The sequence below is a fragment of the Albidovulum salinarum genome, from assembly GCF_025673475.1.
In the GTDB taxonomy this organism is placed as follows: Bacteria; Pseudomonadota; Alphaproteobacteria; order Rhodobacterales; family Rhodobacteraceae; genus Albidovulum; species Albidovulum salinarum.
Genome location: NZ_JAOVQO010000016.1, coordinates 18,547 through 33,398 on the forward strand (window position 1 = coordinate 18,547; position 14,852 = coordinate 33,398).

The window sequence follows — 14,852 nt, forward strand, 5'->3', positions numbered from 1 at the left end:
TGAGCCTCGCGGTCGGGGCGCCAGGCCGGGGCCTCAGCTGTCGTAGTCTATCACATGGCGGAGCTGTTTTTCATACTCCAGCGCCTTGCCGGTGCCAAGCGCCACGCAGCTCATCGACTGGTCGGCGATCGAGATCGAAAGCCCGGTCTGCTCGCGCAGCGCCAGGTCCAGCTCCCCGAGCAGCGCGCCGCCGCCGGTCAGCATCACACCGCGGTCGACGATGTCGGCGGCGAGGTCGGGCGGGGTCGCTTCGAGCGCGGTCATCACCGCCTCGCAGATCTGCTGGACCGGCTCGGCGAGGGCCTCGGCGACCTGGGCCTGGTTGATCTCGATCTCCTTCGGCACGCCGTTCAGAAGATCGCGGCCGCGGATCTGCATCGAGGCGCCGCGCCCGTCATCGGGCATCCGCGCGGTGCCGATCGAGGTCTTGATGCGCTCGGCGGTCGACTCGCCGATGAGAAGGTTCTGCTGTCTGCGCAGGTGGCTGATGATCGCCTCGTCCATGCGGTCGCCGCCCACGCGGACCGAGCGCGCATAGACGATGTCGCCGAGCGAGAGCACCGCGACCTCGGTCGTGCCGCCGCCGATGTCGACGACCATCGAGCCGGTCGGGTCGGTGATCGGCATGCCGGCGCCGATCGCCGCCGCAATGGGCTCCGCGATCAGCCCCGCACGCCGCGCGCCGGCAGACAGCACCGACTGCCGGATCGCCCGCTTCTCGACCGGGGTGGCACCGTGGGGCACGCAGACGATGATCTTCGGCTTGGAGAAGGTGGTGCGCTTGTGGACCTTGCGGATGAAGTGCTTGATCATCTCCTCGGCGACGTCGAAATCGGCGATGACGCCTTCGCGCATCGGCCGGATCGCCTCGATCGAGCCGGGGGTGCGGCCGAGCATCAGCTTGGCATCCTCGCCCACCGCGAGCACCTGCTTCTTGCCGTCCTTGACATGGTAGGCGACGACAGAGGGCTCATTCAGAACGATCCCCTTGCCGCGCATGTAGACGAGCGTGTTCGCCGTCCCAAGGTCGATCGCCATGTCCGACGAAAACAGCCCGCCCCAACTTGCCATGTCCAAATCCTGTCCCCAACAGATCCCGGCCCGCGACTCGTGACCGCAGGCCGCGTCTCTTATAGGCCTTGGGACCCAGAGGCGAAAGAGGCGTCATTTCACGCCTTCGCGGGAATCTGCCGCTATCAAAATATCATCATTATTGGAGGTTGTTTGGAAGTAACGTGGCATTTTATTTCACTATCAGAACATTTTTTGCAAACCACGCGCTGATCCGGTCTCGCGCCAGACGCGATCAGGCTCGCCACGTCTAGCGCGACGCTGGCATTCTGACGGTGGATGGCGGAGGAGTTGTGTTCTAGCGACGTCGCGTCCGCTGGGGGGACTGGCGTGGATTCTCGTACTTTGACGCCATGCGTTTAGGCGCGCCGCGGGCGAGACCGTCTACTCCGGAAGACCCGAAGAGGTGTTGGGCCGTGTCGTGAGGGCCAGCATCCGGGTTGATCCGAGCGGTCGGTCAATCCCGTCCGGGTACAGTGCGGTTTCGAACCTGTGAGGCGTCAGGCGGGGCCGCGCCGTAGCGCGGCCCCGCGGGTCGTTCAGCCGGCCGACTTCAGCTCGTCCTCGGGCTTGGTCTTGGCGCGCCGCACTACGAGGTTGTTGAGCGCGCTGACATAGGCGCGGGCCGAGGCGACGACCGTGTCGGTGTCCGAGGACTGGCCGGTGACGATCTTGCCGTCCTCCTCAAGCCGCACCGAGACGGTGGCCTGCGCATCGGTGCCCTCGGTCACCGCGTGAACCTGGTAGAGCGCGAGCCGCGCGTCGTGCGGGAAGAGCTTCTTGACCGCGTTGAAGGCCGCGTCCACCGGCCCGTCGCCCTGCGCCGTCACCTGGTGGTCCTTGCCGTCGATGGTCAGGATCAGGTCGGCCGATTGCGGCGCCTCGGTGCCGCAGATCACGCGCAGGAACTTGACCTGCATGAGATCGCCCGCGGCCTCCGACGCCTGGTCGGTCATCAGCGCCACGAGGTCGTCGTCATAGACCTCCTTCTTGCGGTCGGCGAGCGCCTTGAACCGCACGAAGACGTCGTTGAGCTGGTTGTCGGCCAGATCGTAGCCGAGGTCCTTCAGCTTCGAGCGGAGTGCCGCGCGCCCCGAATGCTTGCCCATCACGAGGTTGGTGGCGGCGAGGCCGATATCCTCGGGGCGCATGATCTCGAAGGTCTCGGCATTCTTCAGCATCCCGTCCTGGTGGATGCCGCTTTCATGCGCGAAGGCGTTCTTGCCGACGATGGCCTTGTTGAACTGCACCGGGAAGCCCGAGACGGCGGCGACGCGGCGCGAGACGTTCATGATCTTCGTGGTGTCGATGCCGGTCCGGTAGGGCATGATGTCGTTGCGGACCTTGAGCGCCATCACGACCTCTTCCAGCGCGGTGTTGCCCGCGCGCTCGCCGAGCCCGTTGATCGTGCATTCGATCTGCCGCGCGCCCGCCTCGACGGCGGCGAGCGCGTTCGCCGTCGCCATGCCGAGGTCGTTGTGACAATGGGTGGCGAAGATGATCTCGTCGGCGCCCGGAACCTTCTCGATCAGCATCCGGATCAGCGCGGCGGATTCGCGTGGCGCGGTGTAGCCCACCGTGTCGGGGATGTTGATCGTCGTGGCGCCGGCCTTGATCGCGATCTCGACCACGCGGCAGAGGTAGTCATGCTCGGTCCGGGTCGCGTCCATCGGCGACCACTGCACGTTGTCGCAGAGGTTGCGGGCATGCGTCACCGTGTCGTGGATCCGCTCCGCCATCTGGTCCATGTCGAGATTGGGGATGGCGCGGTGCAGGGGCGAGGTGCCGATGAACGTGTGGATGCGCGGGCGGCGCGCATGCTTCACGGCTTCCCAGCAGCGGTCGATATCCTTGAAGTTCGCCCGCGCGAGGCCGCAGATCACCGATTGCTTCGCCTGTTTCGCGATGTCGCTCACCGCCGCGAAATCACCCTCCGAGGCGATCGGAAAGCCCGCCTCGATGATGTCGACGCCCATCTCGTCGAGCATCTCGGCGATCTCGAGCTTCTCGTCGTGGGTCATCGTCGCGCCGGGCGACTGTTCGCCGTCGCGCAGCGTCGTGTCGAAGATCACCACGCGGTCTTGCTTGGATTTGTCGGTCATCGTTCTGATCTCTCTTTCGTTCCTTAGCATTGCCTGGCGCTGGTCACCTCTGAGCGGTCGCGCCCAAGGGCACGCTCAGAGGCAGCTAAGGAGGAGAAGGGCACGGAGCGGCAGGGCGCGCAGGGCACCCGATGCGGCGTGGATATGCTGGCTCCGTGTCATGGGGCGCGACTATACGCACGGCGGGCGAAAGGAAAAGCGAAAAATCATCCCGCCCGGCCCTGCCTGTCCTAGTTTGCGGGCGCTTCCCCGGCCGGGGCGCCATTGGCCGGCTCGGTAGCGGGATCGGCCGGTGCCGGTTCCGTCGCGGCCTCGTCGCCCGCGGCCGGGTCGGTCGCGGGCGCCGCATCGGGCTGCGGCTCGGGCGCGGTGGAGGTCGCGTCCGGTTCGCTCAGCCTGTCGTCGCTCCAGTTGCCCGAGGCGGTCTCGCCGGTGGCGTAGCGCATGATGCCCTGGCCCTGGCGCTTGCCGGCCTTGAAGCTGCCCTCGTAGACGTCGCCATTGGGATAGGTCGCGGTGCCCTCGCCGTCGATCTCGCCGGCCCTCCAGCCGCCGGCGTAGCGGAAGCCGTCGGGCATCACGATCTCGCCCTTGCCGTCGCGCTGGCCCTTCTTGAAGGTGCCGGTATAGACCGTGCCGTCGGCATAGGTCGCCACGCCCTCGCCCTCGCGCGCGCCGTTCTGCCAACTGCCGACATAGGAATAGCCGTCGGGATAGGTCATCTTTCCCTGGCCGTGATTCTTCCCGGCCTTGAACGCGCCTTCGTAGACGAGGCCGTTGGTGTAGCGCGCGATCCCGTCGCCCTCGATCACGCCGTCCTTCCACTGGCCCTCGTAGGAGGCGCCATCGGCATAGGTAATCTTGCCGGTGCCGTGGGCGAGGTCGCCGGCGAAGTCGCCCTCGTAGACCGAGCCGTCGGGATAGGCGACGCGGCCCTTGCCCTCGATCCGGCCCTCGACCCAGTCGCCTTCGTAAACGTAGCCGTCGGTGCCGGTGAACGTGCCCTTGCCCTGGCGCTGGTCGGCGATGAAGCCGCCCTCGTAGACGTCGCCGTTGGCATAGGTGACCTTGCCCTGGCCCTGCCGCTTGCCGCCCGCGAGTTCGCCTTCGTAGATGTCTCCGTTCGGCTGGGTGAGCTTGCCCTTGCCGCTCATCTGGCCTTCCGCCCAGGCGCCTTCGTAGACGAGCCCGTCGGCGAGCGTGAGCTTGCCCTGGCCGGCGCGCTGGCCGTGCAGCATGTCGCCTTCGTAGATCGCTCCGTCGGGATAGGTGATGGTGCCCTTGCCCTCCTTGACGCCCTTCACCCAGTCGCCTTCGTAGACATAGCCGCCGGGGCTCTCCATCCGGCCCTTGCCGTGATGCAGCGCCTTCTCGAAGCTGCCGGTGTAGGTGACGCCGTTGGCATAATGCGCGCTGCCCTCGCCCTGGATCTCGCCCTCGACCCAGTCGCCCTCGTAGGTGCCGCCGTCGCCGAAGGTGATTTTGCCCTTGCCGTGCGGCTTGCCCTTGACGAAGTCGCCCTCGTAGACCGAACCGTTCGGGTAGCGCGCGGTGCCCGTGCCGAGGATCTCGCCCTCGACCCAGTCGCCGGAATACTCGTAGCCGTTTGGCAGACGGTAGGTTCCCTTGCCGTGCTGCTTGCCGTCCTTGAACGTGCCTTCGTAGATGCCGCCGTCCTCGTATTCCTTGGTCACGATTTCCTGGCCGGCCGCGGCCCCCGCCGCGGTGACCATGATCGCCAGCATAACCGACCGAAGTCCTGCACCGTCGATGCGCATCATTTCCCGCTCCGCCTTTCGATCGCTGCCGCCGCGCCACCCGGACCGGACTGCATGTCACCGCACGAGGCGCGGCTGCTCCGGACCGGAGCGCCGTTGCTGCCCCGCGCCGACCCTAATTCCGGCATGCCCCGGTGACAAGTCGTCCGGCGACGCCCGGTGCGTTCTGCCGCCTTTCGGGATCAATGCTTCCCCTCGGCGGCAGGTTTGGTAATACGGGATCCAAAATTTCCCGGGAGCCCGCATGGCCGATACGTTCCGCCTGACCCTCGCCCAGCTCAACCCGACCGTGGGTGCGCTGGCCGCCAACGCCGCGAAGGCGCGCGCCGCTTGGGAGGCCGGCCGGGCCGCTGGCGCCGACATGGTCGCGCTGACCGAGATGTTCATCACCGGTTACCAGACCCAGGACCTGGTGATGAAGCCCGCCTTCACCGATGCAGCGATGGCCGCGATCGAGGCGCTCGCGCGCGACTGCGCCGATGGCCCTGCGCTCGGCATCGGCGGGCCGTGGCGGGAGGGTGGCAAGCTCTACAACGCCTACTGGGTGCTCAGGGGCGGCAAGGTCGTGGCGCGTGTGCTGAAGCATCACCTGCCAAACGAGGCGGTCTTCGACGAGGAGCGATTGTTCTCCTCTGCGCCGGTGAGCGGACCCTACGCGATCGGCCCGGTCCGGATCGGCACGCCGGTCTGCGAGGATGCCTGGTTCGACGACGTGACCGAGACGCTGGCCGAGACCGGGGCGGAGATCCTGCTCGTGCCGAATGGCTCGCCCTATTACCGCAACAAGTACGATACCCGCGTGGCGGTGATGGTGTCGCGCGTGATCGAGACCGGGCTGCCGCTCGTCTATCTCAACATGGTCGGCGGCCAGGACGATCAGGTGTTCGACGGCGGCTCGTTCGTGCTCAACGCCGGTGCCGAGCTCGCGATGCAGATGCCGGTTTTCGACGAATGCATCCGTCACGTCGAGTTCCGCCGCACCGACAGGGGCTGGCAGGCGGCGCGGACCGAGCTTGACCCGATGCCGGACGAATGGGAGCTGGACTATCGCGCGATGGTGGAATCCTTGCGCGACTACCTCGCGAAATCGGGCTTCGGAAAGGTCTTGCTCGGGCTTTCGGGCGGCATCGATTCCGCGCTCGTGGCAGCAGTCGCGACGGACGCGGTGGGGCCCGAGAACCTGCGCTGCGTGATGCTGCCTTCCGAATACACGTCGGCGCATTCGCTGGAGGATGCGGCGAGCGTCGCGAAGGCGCTCGGCTGCCGGCTCGACACGGTGCCGATCTCGGGGCCGCGGGCCGAGGTGACGGAGGCGCTCGCGCCGCTTTTCGAGGGCACCGTGCCGGGGGTCGCCGAAGAGAACATCCAGTCGCGGCTCCGCGGGCTTCTCTTGATGGCGCTTTCGAACAAGTTCGGCGAGATGCTGCTCACGACCGGCAACAAGTCCGAGGTCGCGGTGGGCTATGCCACGATCTATGGTGACATGGCGGGCGGCTACAACCCGCTGAAGGATCTCTACAAGACCCGCGTCTACGAGACCTGCCGCTGGCGCAATGCCAACCACCGGCCTTGGATGAAGGGGCCGGAGGGCGAGGTGATCGCCGACCGGGTGATCGCCAAGGCGCCATCGGCGGAGCTCCGGCCAGACCAGAAGGACGAGGACAGCCTGCCGCCCTATCCGGTGCTCGACGCGATCCTCGAACGGCTCGTGGACCGCGACCAGTCGGTGGCCGAAGTGGTGGCCGCGGGCTTCGACCGCGACACGGTGAAGCGCGTCGAACAGCTGGTCTTCACGAGCGAATACAAACGGTTCCAGTCGGCACCGGGGGTGCGGCTGACGCGGAAGGCGTTCTGGCTGGACCGGCGCTACCCGATCGTGAATCGCTGGCGGGATGACACGTAGCGTTTTTGCTGATTGAATGATCAGTCAAAAAAATTCTTGCGCGAATCTTCGACGTAATTGACCATCGGGCGTCCATAACAGGGAGACGTTCATGAAGACGCATTTGGTAACTGGGCTTGTCGCAGCGCTGCTGGGGGCGGGTTCGGCACATGCCGAAACGACGCTTCGCATCATGAGCTACAATATCTGGGGCGGCGGTGCGAACGAGGGCAAGGGCGTCGAGGAAACCGTTGCCGTGCTGAAGGCGGCCAATCCCGACATCATCGGGATGCAGGAAACCCGGCTGGAGCCGGAGGACTGCACCGCCGAGGCTTGCGCCGCGGTTGGCGAGAGCGTGGCGAAAGAGATCGCCGAGGCGCTGGGCTATTATTACTACGACCAGAGCCAGGAAAACGTCGCCCTCTGGGCGAACGCGATCCTGTCGCGCTATCCGATCGGGACGCCGACCGCGCATGATCTTGGGGTGCCGATCGACGTGAACGGGGTGACGGTCTGGGCCTTCAACATCCACCACGACGACGAGCCCTATCAGCCCTACCAGCTTCTGAGCATCGAATACGGGCCCGCCCCCTTCATCAAGACCGAGGCCGAGGCGCAGGACTGGGCGACGAAGACGCGCGGGCCCGCGATGGACCTGCTCTTCGAAGACATGACGGCGGCGGACGGTGCGGCGGCGGTCTTCGTCTTCGGCGATTTCAACGAGCCCTCGGAATACGACTGGACCGATGCCGCCGTCGCTGCCGGTCAGCAGCCGGTGAAGGTGGAATGGCCGACGACGCACCTCCTGTCGGAGGCCGGGTTCGTCGACACTTACCGCGCGGTCTGGCCCGACCCGGTCGCCAAGCCTGCCTATACCTGGACCCCACAAGGCGATGAGGCGGACCCCGAGGACCATCACGACCGCATCGACTTTGCCTTCGCCAGGGCCGAAGGGTTGACGGTCACCGGCGCCTGGATCGTCGGCGAGACGGGGCCGCGCACCGAACTGGCGGTCGACCCCTGGCCCTCGGATCACCGGGCGACGCTGGCGGAGGTGTCGTTCTGACTGGACAAAAGTGGCGGGACGGGCAGAGACTTGGCCATGGCCAACAAGACCGTCCCGACCGACTTTTCCGTGCAGGACTTTATGGCTGGGGTCGAACCGCCGTCCCGGCGGGATGAGGCGCTGCGGCTCGATGCGCTCTTTCGCGAGGTCACCGGGTTCGAGCCGGTGATGTGGGGGCCGTCGATCATCGGCTACGGGCGCTATCATTACCGCTACGCGAGCGGGCGCGAGGGCGATTTCCTAGCCACCGGATTTTCGCCGCGAAAGGCTGCGCTGACGATCTACATCATGCCCGGCTACACGGATTACAGCCACATCCTCGCGGATCTCGGCAGCCATCGCCTCGGCAAGTCTTGCCTCTATGTTAAAAGGCTCTCCGATATCGACGAGGCGGTGCTGGCTCGGTTGATCCGGGCGGGACTTGACGATCTAGAGACGCACTGGCCCGTTGAGGCCCGGTGACGGCCGCGGGTTTGGCTGGTGGCAGCCGCTTGCGTCAGGGTCGCCGCCGAACGCGCGTCATTAAGATTTCTTTGATCCGGGGGGGGCAGCGTTTTGATGATACGCTTTTTTTCGGTGGTGGTCCTGTGTCTGCTGGCGGTGCCGTCGCAAGCGACGGCCGAGGGCATCCGGACCGAACAGGTGAGGTTCGCAGCGGGCGCGTCGAGCGCGTCGAGCCGGGGCGAGATCGAAGGATACGAGTCGGTTTCCTATATGGTCGGGGCCGAGGCGGGACAGCGTATGACCGTGACGCTCTCGCCCTCCAACCTCGCCACCTATTTCAACGTCTATGCGCCGGGCAACGGTCTGGGCGATGCGGCGCTCGCCAACAGCAGCATGACCGGCGCGAATGTCCCAGACCTCAACCGGTTCGACGCCACGCTTCCGTCCTCGGGGGAATACACGATCTCGGTCTACATGATGCGCTCGGCGGCGCGGCGCGGCGAGCGGTCAAGCTACACGCTGGACATCGGCATCAGCGGAACGACCGGCGCGGTGGTCGAGGGCGACTATGCGGATAGCCTGCAGGGCGGTCCCGATTTCTACGCGGTGCGCACGTCGGGTGGCGGGCTCAACCTGCGTGCGGGGCCGTCTTCCGGGGCGGGCGTCGTCACGCGGGTCGAGAACGGTACCGACCTGCGCAATCTCGGCTGCCGCATGGCGGAGGGGCGCCGGTGGTGCCGCGTCGCGATGCTTGCGGATCCCGGCTACGAGGGCTGGGCGGCCGGGGAGTTCCTGGTCGAGGGCACGGGATCGGCGGCCGCGCCCGCGGGTCAGGCGGGCGGAACCTCGACGGAGCGGGTCCAGTTCACGGCTGGCGCAGGCGGGGCGGAACTGACCGGGGCCTTGGCCCCCGGCGAGTCGCGGCGCTACGTCCTCGGTGCGCAGAGCGGCCAGTTCCTCTCCGTCCGCGTCGCGACCGGCAGTCCGGATGTGTCGTACCAGATCTTCAATCCCGACAAGTCGTTTCTGCTCGACCAGATTGCTGCACGCCAGGAGTACCGCGGCCAGCTCTGGCAATCGGGTGATCATGTGGTGGAAGTGATCAACCGCGGCGGAGGGACCGCCGACTACAACGTGATTTTTAGTATCGAGTGACGCCGGGTTCGGGCCCTTTGTTCCGGCGGCACCACGTCAACGCTGAAGTCGATCACGGGCGAGGGCAGCCTCTGATCCGGGGGCGCTTCGGGCGCCCTTCACTCCCACCAGCGGTCGATCATGGCGATCTGCTCGTCGGTCCAGCCGAAATGGTGCGCGAGTTCGTGCACCATCACATGCGCGACGAGCTGGCCGAGCGTGACGTCGCCGCGCTCGGCCCATTCGTCGATGATCGGCCGGCGAAAGAGCCAGATCGTGTCGGGGCGGTCGACGATATCCATCACCGACTTTTCGGTGAGCGGGATTCCCATGTAGAGTCCCGTGAGCTGGAACGGATCCTCGATGTCCATGTCCTCGAGGATGTCCTCGGGCGGGAAGTCCTCGACCCGGAGCACGATGGCGCGCGCGGGCGCGGCGAAGGCGGGCGGCAGGTCCGCGACCGTCGCCCGCGCCATCTGCTCGATCGTGTCGAGATCGGGCGCGGCGCGCCCCAGCCAGTCATTCATGCGTATCTCCTTGGCCCCCATCATATGGACAAAATGCGCGCCCTGTGAAAGAGGGGGCGCGACAGGAGACATCCCATGACCGTGACCCGTTTCGCCCCGTCGCCGACCGGCTACATCCATGTCGGCAACCTGCGCACCGCGCTGATGAACTATCTGATCGCCCGCAAGACCGGCGGCACCTTCATCCTGCGCCTCGACGACACCGACCAGGAACGCTCGAAACAGGAATATGCCGACGGGATCAAAGAGGATCTCGAATGGCTCGGCCTGCACTGGGACCGGGTGGAAAAGCAGTCCGAACGGCTCGGCCGCTACGGCGAGGTGGCGGGGGATCTGCGAAAGACGGGCGATCTCTACGAGGTGTTCGAGACGCCGACCGAACTCGACCTCAAGCGCAAGAAGCTTCTGAACATGGGCAAGCCGCCGGTCTACGACCGCGCGGGGCTGGCGCTGTCGGCGGCCGAGAAGGACAAGCTCCGAGCCGAGCGCGAGGGCTACTGGCGCTTCAAGCTCGACCAGCAGCGGACGGAATGGGCCGACGGGATCCTCGGGGACGTGTCGATCGACACGGCCTCGGTCTCTGACCCGGTGCTGATCCGGGCGGACGGTCAGGTGCTTTACACCTTCGCCTCGTCGGTCGACGACATCGACATGGGGATCACCCATATCGTGCGCGGCGCCGACCATGTGACCAATACCGCGACGCAGATCCAGATCATGCGCGCGATCGGCGGCACGCCGCCGGCCTTCGCGCATCACTCGCTCCTGACCGGCCCGCAGGGCGAGGGCCTGTCGAAGCGGCTCGGCACGCTGTCCTTGCGCGACCTCAGGGCGCAGGGCGTGGCGAAGGAGGCATTGTTGAGCCTGATGGCGCGGCTCGGTTCGTCGCAGCCGGTGGAGCTGAAGCTGTCGCTCGACGAGATCGCCGAAGGGTTCGATCTGAGCCAGTTCGGCGCGGCGCCGACCAAGTTCGATGCCGAGGACCTGTGGCCGCTGACGCGCCAGCGCAACCAGGCGTTGCCCTTCGAGGAGGTGAAGGAGCGGATCGCGGGGATTGGCGTGCCGGCGGATGTGGCCGAGCGGTTCTGGCGCGTCGCCTCGCAGAACATCACCACGCTCGACGATCTGGGCGCCTGGTGGGTGCTGTGCCGCGACGGGGCCGAGCCGATGATCGCTGCCGAGGATGCGGCGTTCGTGGCCGAGGCGATGGCGCTTCTGCCGGAGCCGCCCTTCACCGAGGCGAGCTGGGGGGAATGGACGGCGGCCGTGAAGGAAAAGACCGGGCGCAAGGGCAAGGGGCTGTTCATGCCGCTGCGGCTCGCCCTGACCGGCCAGCCGCACGGGCCGGAGATGGCGGAGCTCATGCCGCTTTTGCAGAAGGTGCGCGCGAAGGGCTGAGCTTCGTTTGCGGCTTGGGGGCGACCCCCGACCCCCATCCCCTCCCCACGAGGGGGAGGGGTGGCGCCCGAAGCCGGTGGGGGCTGTCCGATCGCGTTGGTTGCTTCCCGGTCGCCGGTGCAGGGCGTTCAGGGGCGCGCGGCGCGCTCGACGAGCTTCAGGCAAAGCTGCGTCGCCACCGCCATGTCCTGGACGCTGATCCACTCCAGCGGCCCGTGGATTTCCTGCATGCCGGTGAAGAGGTTGGGGCAGGGCACGCCCAACTCGGTCAGCCGCGACCCGTCGGTGCCGCCGCGGATCGGGATGGAAACCGGCTCGATCCCGAGATCGCGGCAGGCGGCGCGGGCGAGGTCCACCGGGGTCATGTCCTTTTCCAGCCAGTAGCGCATGTTTCGGTATTGCGCGCGGATCTCGCAGGTGATCTCGGCCCTCGGCTCGGTTGCCTGAACCGTCGCGCAGACCTGCCGCAAGAGCTCGCCCTTCGCCGCGAGCCCGTCCAGTTCGAAGTCCCGCAGGATGATCTTCAGCACAACCTTCGCCGCCGAGCCCTTCATCTCGTAGACGTGGAGGAAGCCCGCGCGCTCCTCCGTCGTCTCGGGCGTCATCGTCACATGCGGCAGGGTCTGGACGATCTTCGATCCGAGATGGAGCGCGTTGACGAGTTTGCCCTTCGCCGTGCCGGGATGGATCGAGACTCCCGTGACGGTCACGGTCGCCATGTCGGCGGAGAAGCTCTCGTATTCGATCTCGCCCACTGCCGCGCCATCGAACGTATAGGCGAAGTCGGCGGCAAGGTCCGCGGGCAGGCGTGCGTCGACGCCTCCGCCGATTTCCTCGTCCGGCGTGAAGGCGATGCGGATCGGCCCGTGCGGGATGGAGGGATTGGCGAGGAGATGCCGCGCCGCGCTCATGATCACGGCGACACCGGCCTTGTCGTCGGCGCCGAGCAGGGTCGTGCCGCTCGCCGTGATGATGTCATGGCCGGACTTTTCGCCGAGATAGGGCGAGATGTCTGGCGAGAGCGTGAGCCCCGGCGCGTCGGCAAAGCTGATCGCGCCGCCATTGTAGTTGCGGTGGACGACCGGCTTCACCCCGGCCGCGTGGAACTGCGGCGCGGTATCGACATGGGCGAGCAGGCCGATCACCGGCGCGCCCTCGGCGGTGGCCGGGATCGTGGCGAGCACCGCGCCATAATCGGTGAGCCGCACCTCCGAGGCGCCGATCCCGGTCAGTTCGGCGAGGAGCAGGCGCTGGAGGTCGAGCTGGATCGCGGTGCTGGGCTTGGTGCCCGTATTCTCGTCACTCTGTGTGTCGATGGCGGCGTAGCGCACAAGGCGCTCTTCGAGTTCACGGTCGAAGTCGGTTCTCATCACACATTCTCCGGGATCACGCCTTGCGGCGGGTCAGGCCAAGGACGTCGACATGGTCGTCGGTGAGCCGGCGCTCGGCGGCGCTGGTCTTCTGGTGACGTGTGTAATGCGGCGCGGCGCGGTCGTCGAGGATCGCGGTCCAGCTCGTGGTCGTGGCAAAGAAGCGGGCGACGCCCGCCTCGCCGAACTCGCGCAGGAAGCCCTGCACCACCGTATCGAGATAGCTCAGGAGGATCGGGTGGTCGTTCGCCGGCAATCCGTGCGCCGCGTCGACGGCGTAGATTTCTACCCGGTCGGCCCAGCCCGGCGTCGTGGTCAGGTGGTCATGCAGAAGGGGGTGGCGCAGGTAGGCAGCCTCGCGCTGGTCGAGAAGCGCCCAGTCGTCGCGCGGCACGGCGGCAACGAGGCCGTCGATCTCGGTCGCGGCCGGCTCGGCGGAGAGGTAGGGCCAGGGGCGGAGCCGCGTGTGCCGCCAGACCCGGCGCCAGCCCGCGAGCCGCGCCGGTTCGCCGGGCGCATAGTCATGCGTCGCCCGGTTCACGAGCGAGCCATAGCCGAAAAAAGCGGGGTGTCTGTCGCCGGTCACAGGTCGCCTATGGAACAGAAATGTCGGTCGGGCAAGCATATTGCGGCGGCTCGCGGGTGCGCGCAACAATGTATCCCATTGTATACCCTATTGCCAGACGCCCCAAGATTCGGGTATTCAAACCGTGTCAGATCGGGAGAATCCGGTGGGGTCGGGGACCCCGGCCGGTGCCGAAGGAGCAACCGCCCCGGTAAACTCTCAGGCGCAAGGACCGTTCTGACAGTGGAACTCTGGAGAGACCCCGGGACGGGGCGCCGAAGGGATAACGATCTCAGGCGAAAGGACAGAGGGGGCATCGGAAGGGTGGGGTTGACCACCCGGGGCGATGCCGGACAGCATGAACCGGCGTGAAGAAGGGAGGACGGCATGACCGACCTGAAACGTACGGTTCTTTTCGACCTGCACGGCGAGCTTGGCGGCAAGATGGTGCCCTTCGCGGGCTACGAGATGCCGGTGCAGTACCCGATGGGGGTGATGAAGGAGCATCTCTTCACCCGCGCCCATGCCGGGCTCTTCGACGTGAGCCACATGGGCCAGATCCTGATGACCGCGAAATCGGGCCGGGTCGAGGATGCTGCGCTGGCGCTGGAGCGGCTGGTGCCGGTCGACATTCTCGGGCTGAAGGAAGGCCGCCAGCGCTACGCGCTCTTCACCAACGACAACGGCGGGATCCAGGACGACCTGATGGTCGCCAATCGCGGCGATCACCTCTTTCTCGTCGTCAATGCCGCCTGCAAGGACGCCGATTTCGCGCATCTGAAGGCGCATCTCGGCGCCGATTGCGATATCGGCATGGTCGAAGACCGGGCGCTCGTCGCGTTGCAGGGGCCGGAGGCCGAGACGGCGCTCGCCCGGCTGTTGCCGGATGTGGTCGAGATGGCGTTCATGGATGTTGCCATTCGCCACTGGGACAGCGCCGAACTCTGGATCTCGCGGTCGGGCTATACCGGCGAGGACGGGTTCGAGATCTCGGTGCCGAACAAATTCGCCGAAAGCTTCGTGCGCAGGCTTCTCGACATGGAGGAGGTCGCGCCGATCGGGCTCGGCGCGCGCGACTCGCTGCGTCTCGAGGCCGGCATGTGCCTTTACGGGCATGACATCGACGAGGGCACGAGCCCGGTCGAGGGCAACCTGACCTGGGCGATCCAGAAGGCGCGCCGCGCGGGCGGTGCCCGCGAGGGCGGGTTCCCCGGTGCAGGCCGTATCCTGAAGGAACTGGCCGGGGGGGCATCGCGCCGTCGCGTGGGGCTGCGTCCCGAAGGCCGGGCGCCGATGCGCGAGGGGACCGAGGTCTTCGCCGGTCCCGAGGGCGGGGACCCGATCGGCAAGATCACCTCGGGCGGTTTCGGCCCCTCGATCGAGGCGCCGATGGCGATGGCCTATCTGCCGGCCGATCTCTCCGAAGGCACGACGGTTTACGGCGAGGTCAGGGGCAAGCGCCTTCCTGCCGTGATCGCGCCGATGCCGTTCCAGCCCAACCGTTACAAACGTTAA

The 14,852-nt window shown here is 66.8% G+C and carries 12 protein-coding genes and 1 riboswitch; of the genes, 6 read left to right on the top strand and 6 right to left on the bottom strand.

Annotated elements, in window-relative coordinates:
- Positions 1-33: 33 nt before the first annotated feature.
- The 3 genes from OEZ60_RS16225 to OEZ60_RS16235 form a co-directional block, all read right to left on the bottom strand.
- The gene (locus OEZ60_RS16225) at positions 34-1,071 is read right to left on the bottom strand and encodes a rod shape-determining protein (RefSeq protein ID WP_263338377.1); all 1,038 of its coding nucleotides are present in this window, start codon (positions 1,069-1,071) and stop codon (positions 34-36) included.
- A 539-nt stretch (positions 1,072-1,610) separates the two neighbouring features.
- Complete coding sequence (locus OEZ60_RS16230) at positions 1,611-3,173, bottom strand: 2-isopropylmalate synthase (protein ID WP_263338378.1); 1,563 nt, start codon at positions 3,171-3,173, stop codon at positions 1,611-1,613.
- Between the two features lie 230 nt (positions 3,174-3,403).
- A complete protein-coding gene (locus OEZ60_RS16235; RefSeq protein WP_459178387.1) occupies positions 3,404-4,951 on the bottom strand; it encodes an MORN repeat-containing protein in 1,548 nt (515 codons plus the stop codon).
- A 244-nt stretch (positions 4,952-5,195) separates the two neighbouring features.
- On the opposite strand from OEZ60_RS16235, the gene OEZ60_RS16240 reads away from it, so the two are divergent.
- The 4 genes from OEZ60_RS16240 to OEZ60_RS16255 all read left to right on the top strand — a co-directional run bounded on the left by OEZ60_RS16240 (position 5,196) and on the right by OEZ60_RS16255 (position 9,498).
- The gene (locus tag OEZ60_RS16240) at positions 5,196-6,854 is read left to right on the top strand and encodes an NAD+ synthase (RefSeq protein WP_263338380.1); all 1,659 of its coding nucleotides are present in this window, start codon (positions 5,196-5,198) and stop codon (positions 6,852-6,854) included.
- A gap of 91 nt (positions 6,855-6,945) precedes the next feature.
- The gene (locus OEZ60_RS16245; protein WP_263338381.1) at positions 6,946-7,899 is read left to right on the top strand and encodes an endonuclease/exonuclease/phosphatase family protein; all 954 of its coding nucleotides are present in this window, start codon (positions 6,946-6,948) and stop codon (positions 7,897-7,899) included.
- 36 nt (positions 7,900-7,935) lie between these two features.
- On the top strand, positions 7,936-8,361 hold the full coding sequence (locus tag OEZ60_RS16250) for a DUF1801 domain-containing protein (RefSeq protein ID WP_263338382.1): 426 nt from the start codon (positions 7,936-7,938) through the stop codon (positions 8,359-8,361).
- A 96-nt stretch (positions 8,362-8,457) separates the two neighbouring features.
- A complete protein-coding gene (locus OEZ60_RS16255) occupies positions 8,458-9,498 on the top strand; it encodes an SH3 domain-containing protein (protein WP_263338385.1) in 1,041 nt (346 codons plus the stop codon).
- 98 nt (positions 9,499-9,596) lie between these two features.
- On the opposite strand, the gene OEZ60_RS16260 is transcribed toward OEZ60_RS16255, so the two are convergent.
- Complete coding sequence (locus OEZ60_RS16260) at positions 9,597-10,004, bottom strand: metallopeptidase family protein (protein WP_263338391.1); 408 nt, start codon at positions 10,002-10,004, stop codon at positions 9,597-9,599.
- 75 nt (positions 10,005-10,079) lie between these two features.
- On the opposite strand from OEZ60_RS16260, the gene gltX reads away from it, so the two are divergent.
- Positions 10,080-11,402, top strand: a complete 1,323-nt coding sequence (gene gltX / locus OEZ60_RS16265; RefSeq protein ID WP_263338393.1) for a glutamate--tRNA ligase — start codon at positions 10,080-10,082, stop codon at positions 11,400-11,402.
- 128 nt (positions 11,403-11,530) lie between these two features.
- Here the strand turns inward: gltX and pepT are convergent, their stop codons facing one another.
- Complete coding sequence (pepT, locus tag OEZ60_RS16270) at positions 11,531-12,772, bottom strand: peptidase T (RefSeq protein ID WP_263338396.1); 1,242 nt, start codon at positions 12,770-12,772, stop codon at positions 11,531-11,533.
- 16 nt (positions 12,773-12,788) lie between these two features.
- Positions 12,789-13,358, bottom strand: coding sequence for a gamma-glutamylcyclotransferase family protein (locus OEZ60_RS16275; RefSeq protein WP_263338399.1), 570 nt, complete (start codon positions 13,356-13,358; stop codon positions 12,789-12,791).
- Positions 13,359-13,481: 123 nt separating this feature from the next.
- A riboswitch (glycine riboswitch) is annotated at positions 13,482-13,582 on the top strand.
- Between the two features lie 142 nt (positions 13,583-13,724).
- Between OEZ60_RS16275 and gcvT the strand changes: the two genes are divergently transcribed.
- A complete protein-coding gene (gcvT, locus tag OEZ60_RS16280) occupies positions 13,725-14,852 on the top strand; it encodes a glycine cleavage system aminomethyltransferase GcvT (RefSeq protein ID WP_263338401.1) in 1,128 nt (375 codons plus the stop codon).

Bases quoted from the DNA above. Each gene is read 5' to 3' on its own strand.
- OEZ60_RS16225 (WP_263338377.1), bottom strand. From the start codon at position 1,071: ATGGCAAGTTGGGGCGGGCTGTTTTCGTCGGACATGGCGATCGACCTT.
- pepT (WP_263338396.1), bottom strand. From the start codon at position 12,772: ATGAGAACCGACTTCGACCGTGAACTCGAAGAGCGCCTTGTGCGCTAC.
- OEZ60_RS16250 (WP_263338382.1), top strand. From the start codon at position 7,936: ATGGCCAACAAGACCGTCCCGACCGACTTTTCCGTGCAGGACTTTATG.
- OEZ60_RS16230 (WP_263338378.1), bottom strand. From the start codon at position 3,173: ATGACCGACAAATCCAAGCAAGACCGCGTGGTGATCTTCGACACGACG.
- gcvT (WP_263338401.1), top strand. From the start codon at position 13,725: ATGACCGACCTGAAACGTACGGTTCTTTTCGACCTGCACGGCGAGCTT.
- OEZ60_RS16240 (WP_263338380.1), top strand. From the start codon at position 5,196: ATGGCCGATACGTTCCGCCTGACCCTCGCCCAGCTCAACCCGACCGTG.
- OEZ60_RS16245 (WP_263338381.1), top strand. From the start codon at position 6,946: ATGAAGACGCATTTGGTAACTGGGCTTGTCGCAGCGCTGCTGGGGGCG.
- OEZ60_RS16235 (WP_459178387.1), bottom strand. From the start codon at position 4,951: ATGCGCATCGACGGTGCAGGACTTCGGTCGGTTATGCTGGCGATCATG.
- gltX (WP_263338393.1), top strand. From the start codon at position 10,080: ATGACCGTGACCCGTTTCGCCCCGTCGCCGACCGGCTACATCCATGTC.
- OEZ60_RS16260 (WP_263338391.1), bottom strand. From the start codon at position 10,004: ATGAATGACTGGCTGGGGCGCGCCGCGCCCGATCTCGACACGATCGAG.
- OEZ60_RS16255 (WP_263338385.1), top strand. From the start codon at position 8,458: ATGATACGCTTTTTTTCGGTGGTGGTCCTGTGTCTGCTGGCGGTGCCG.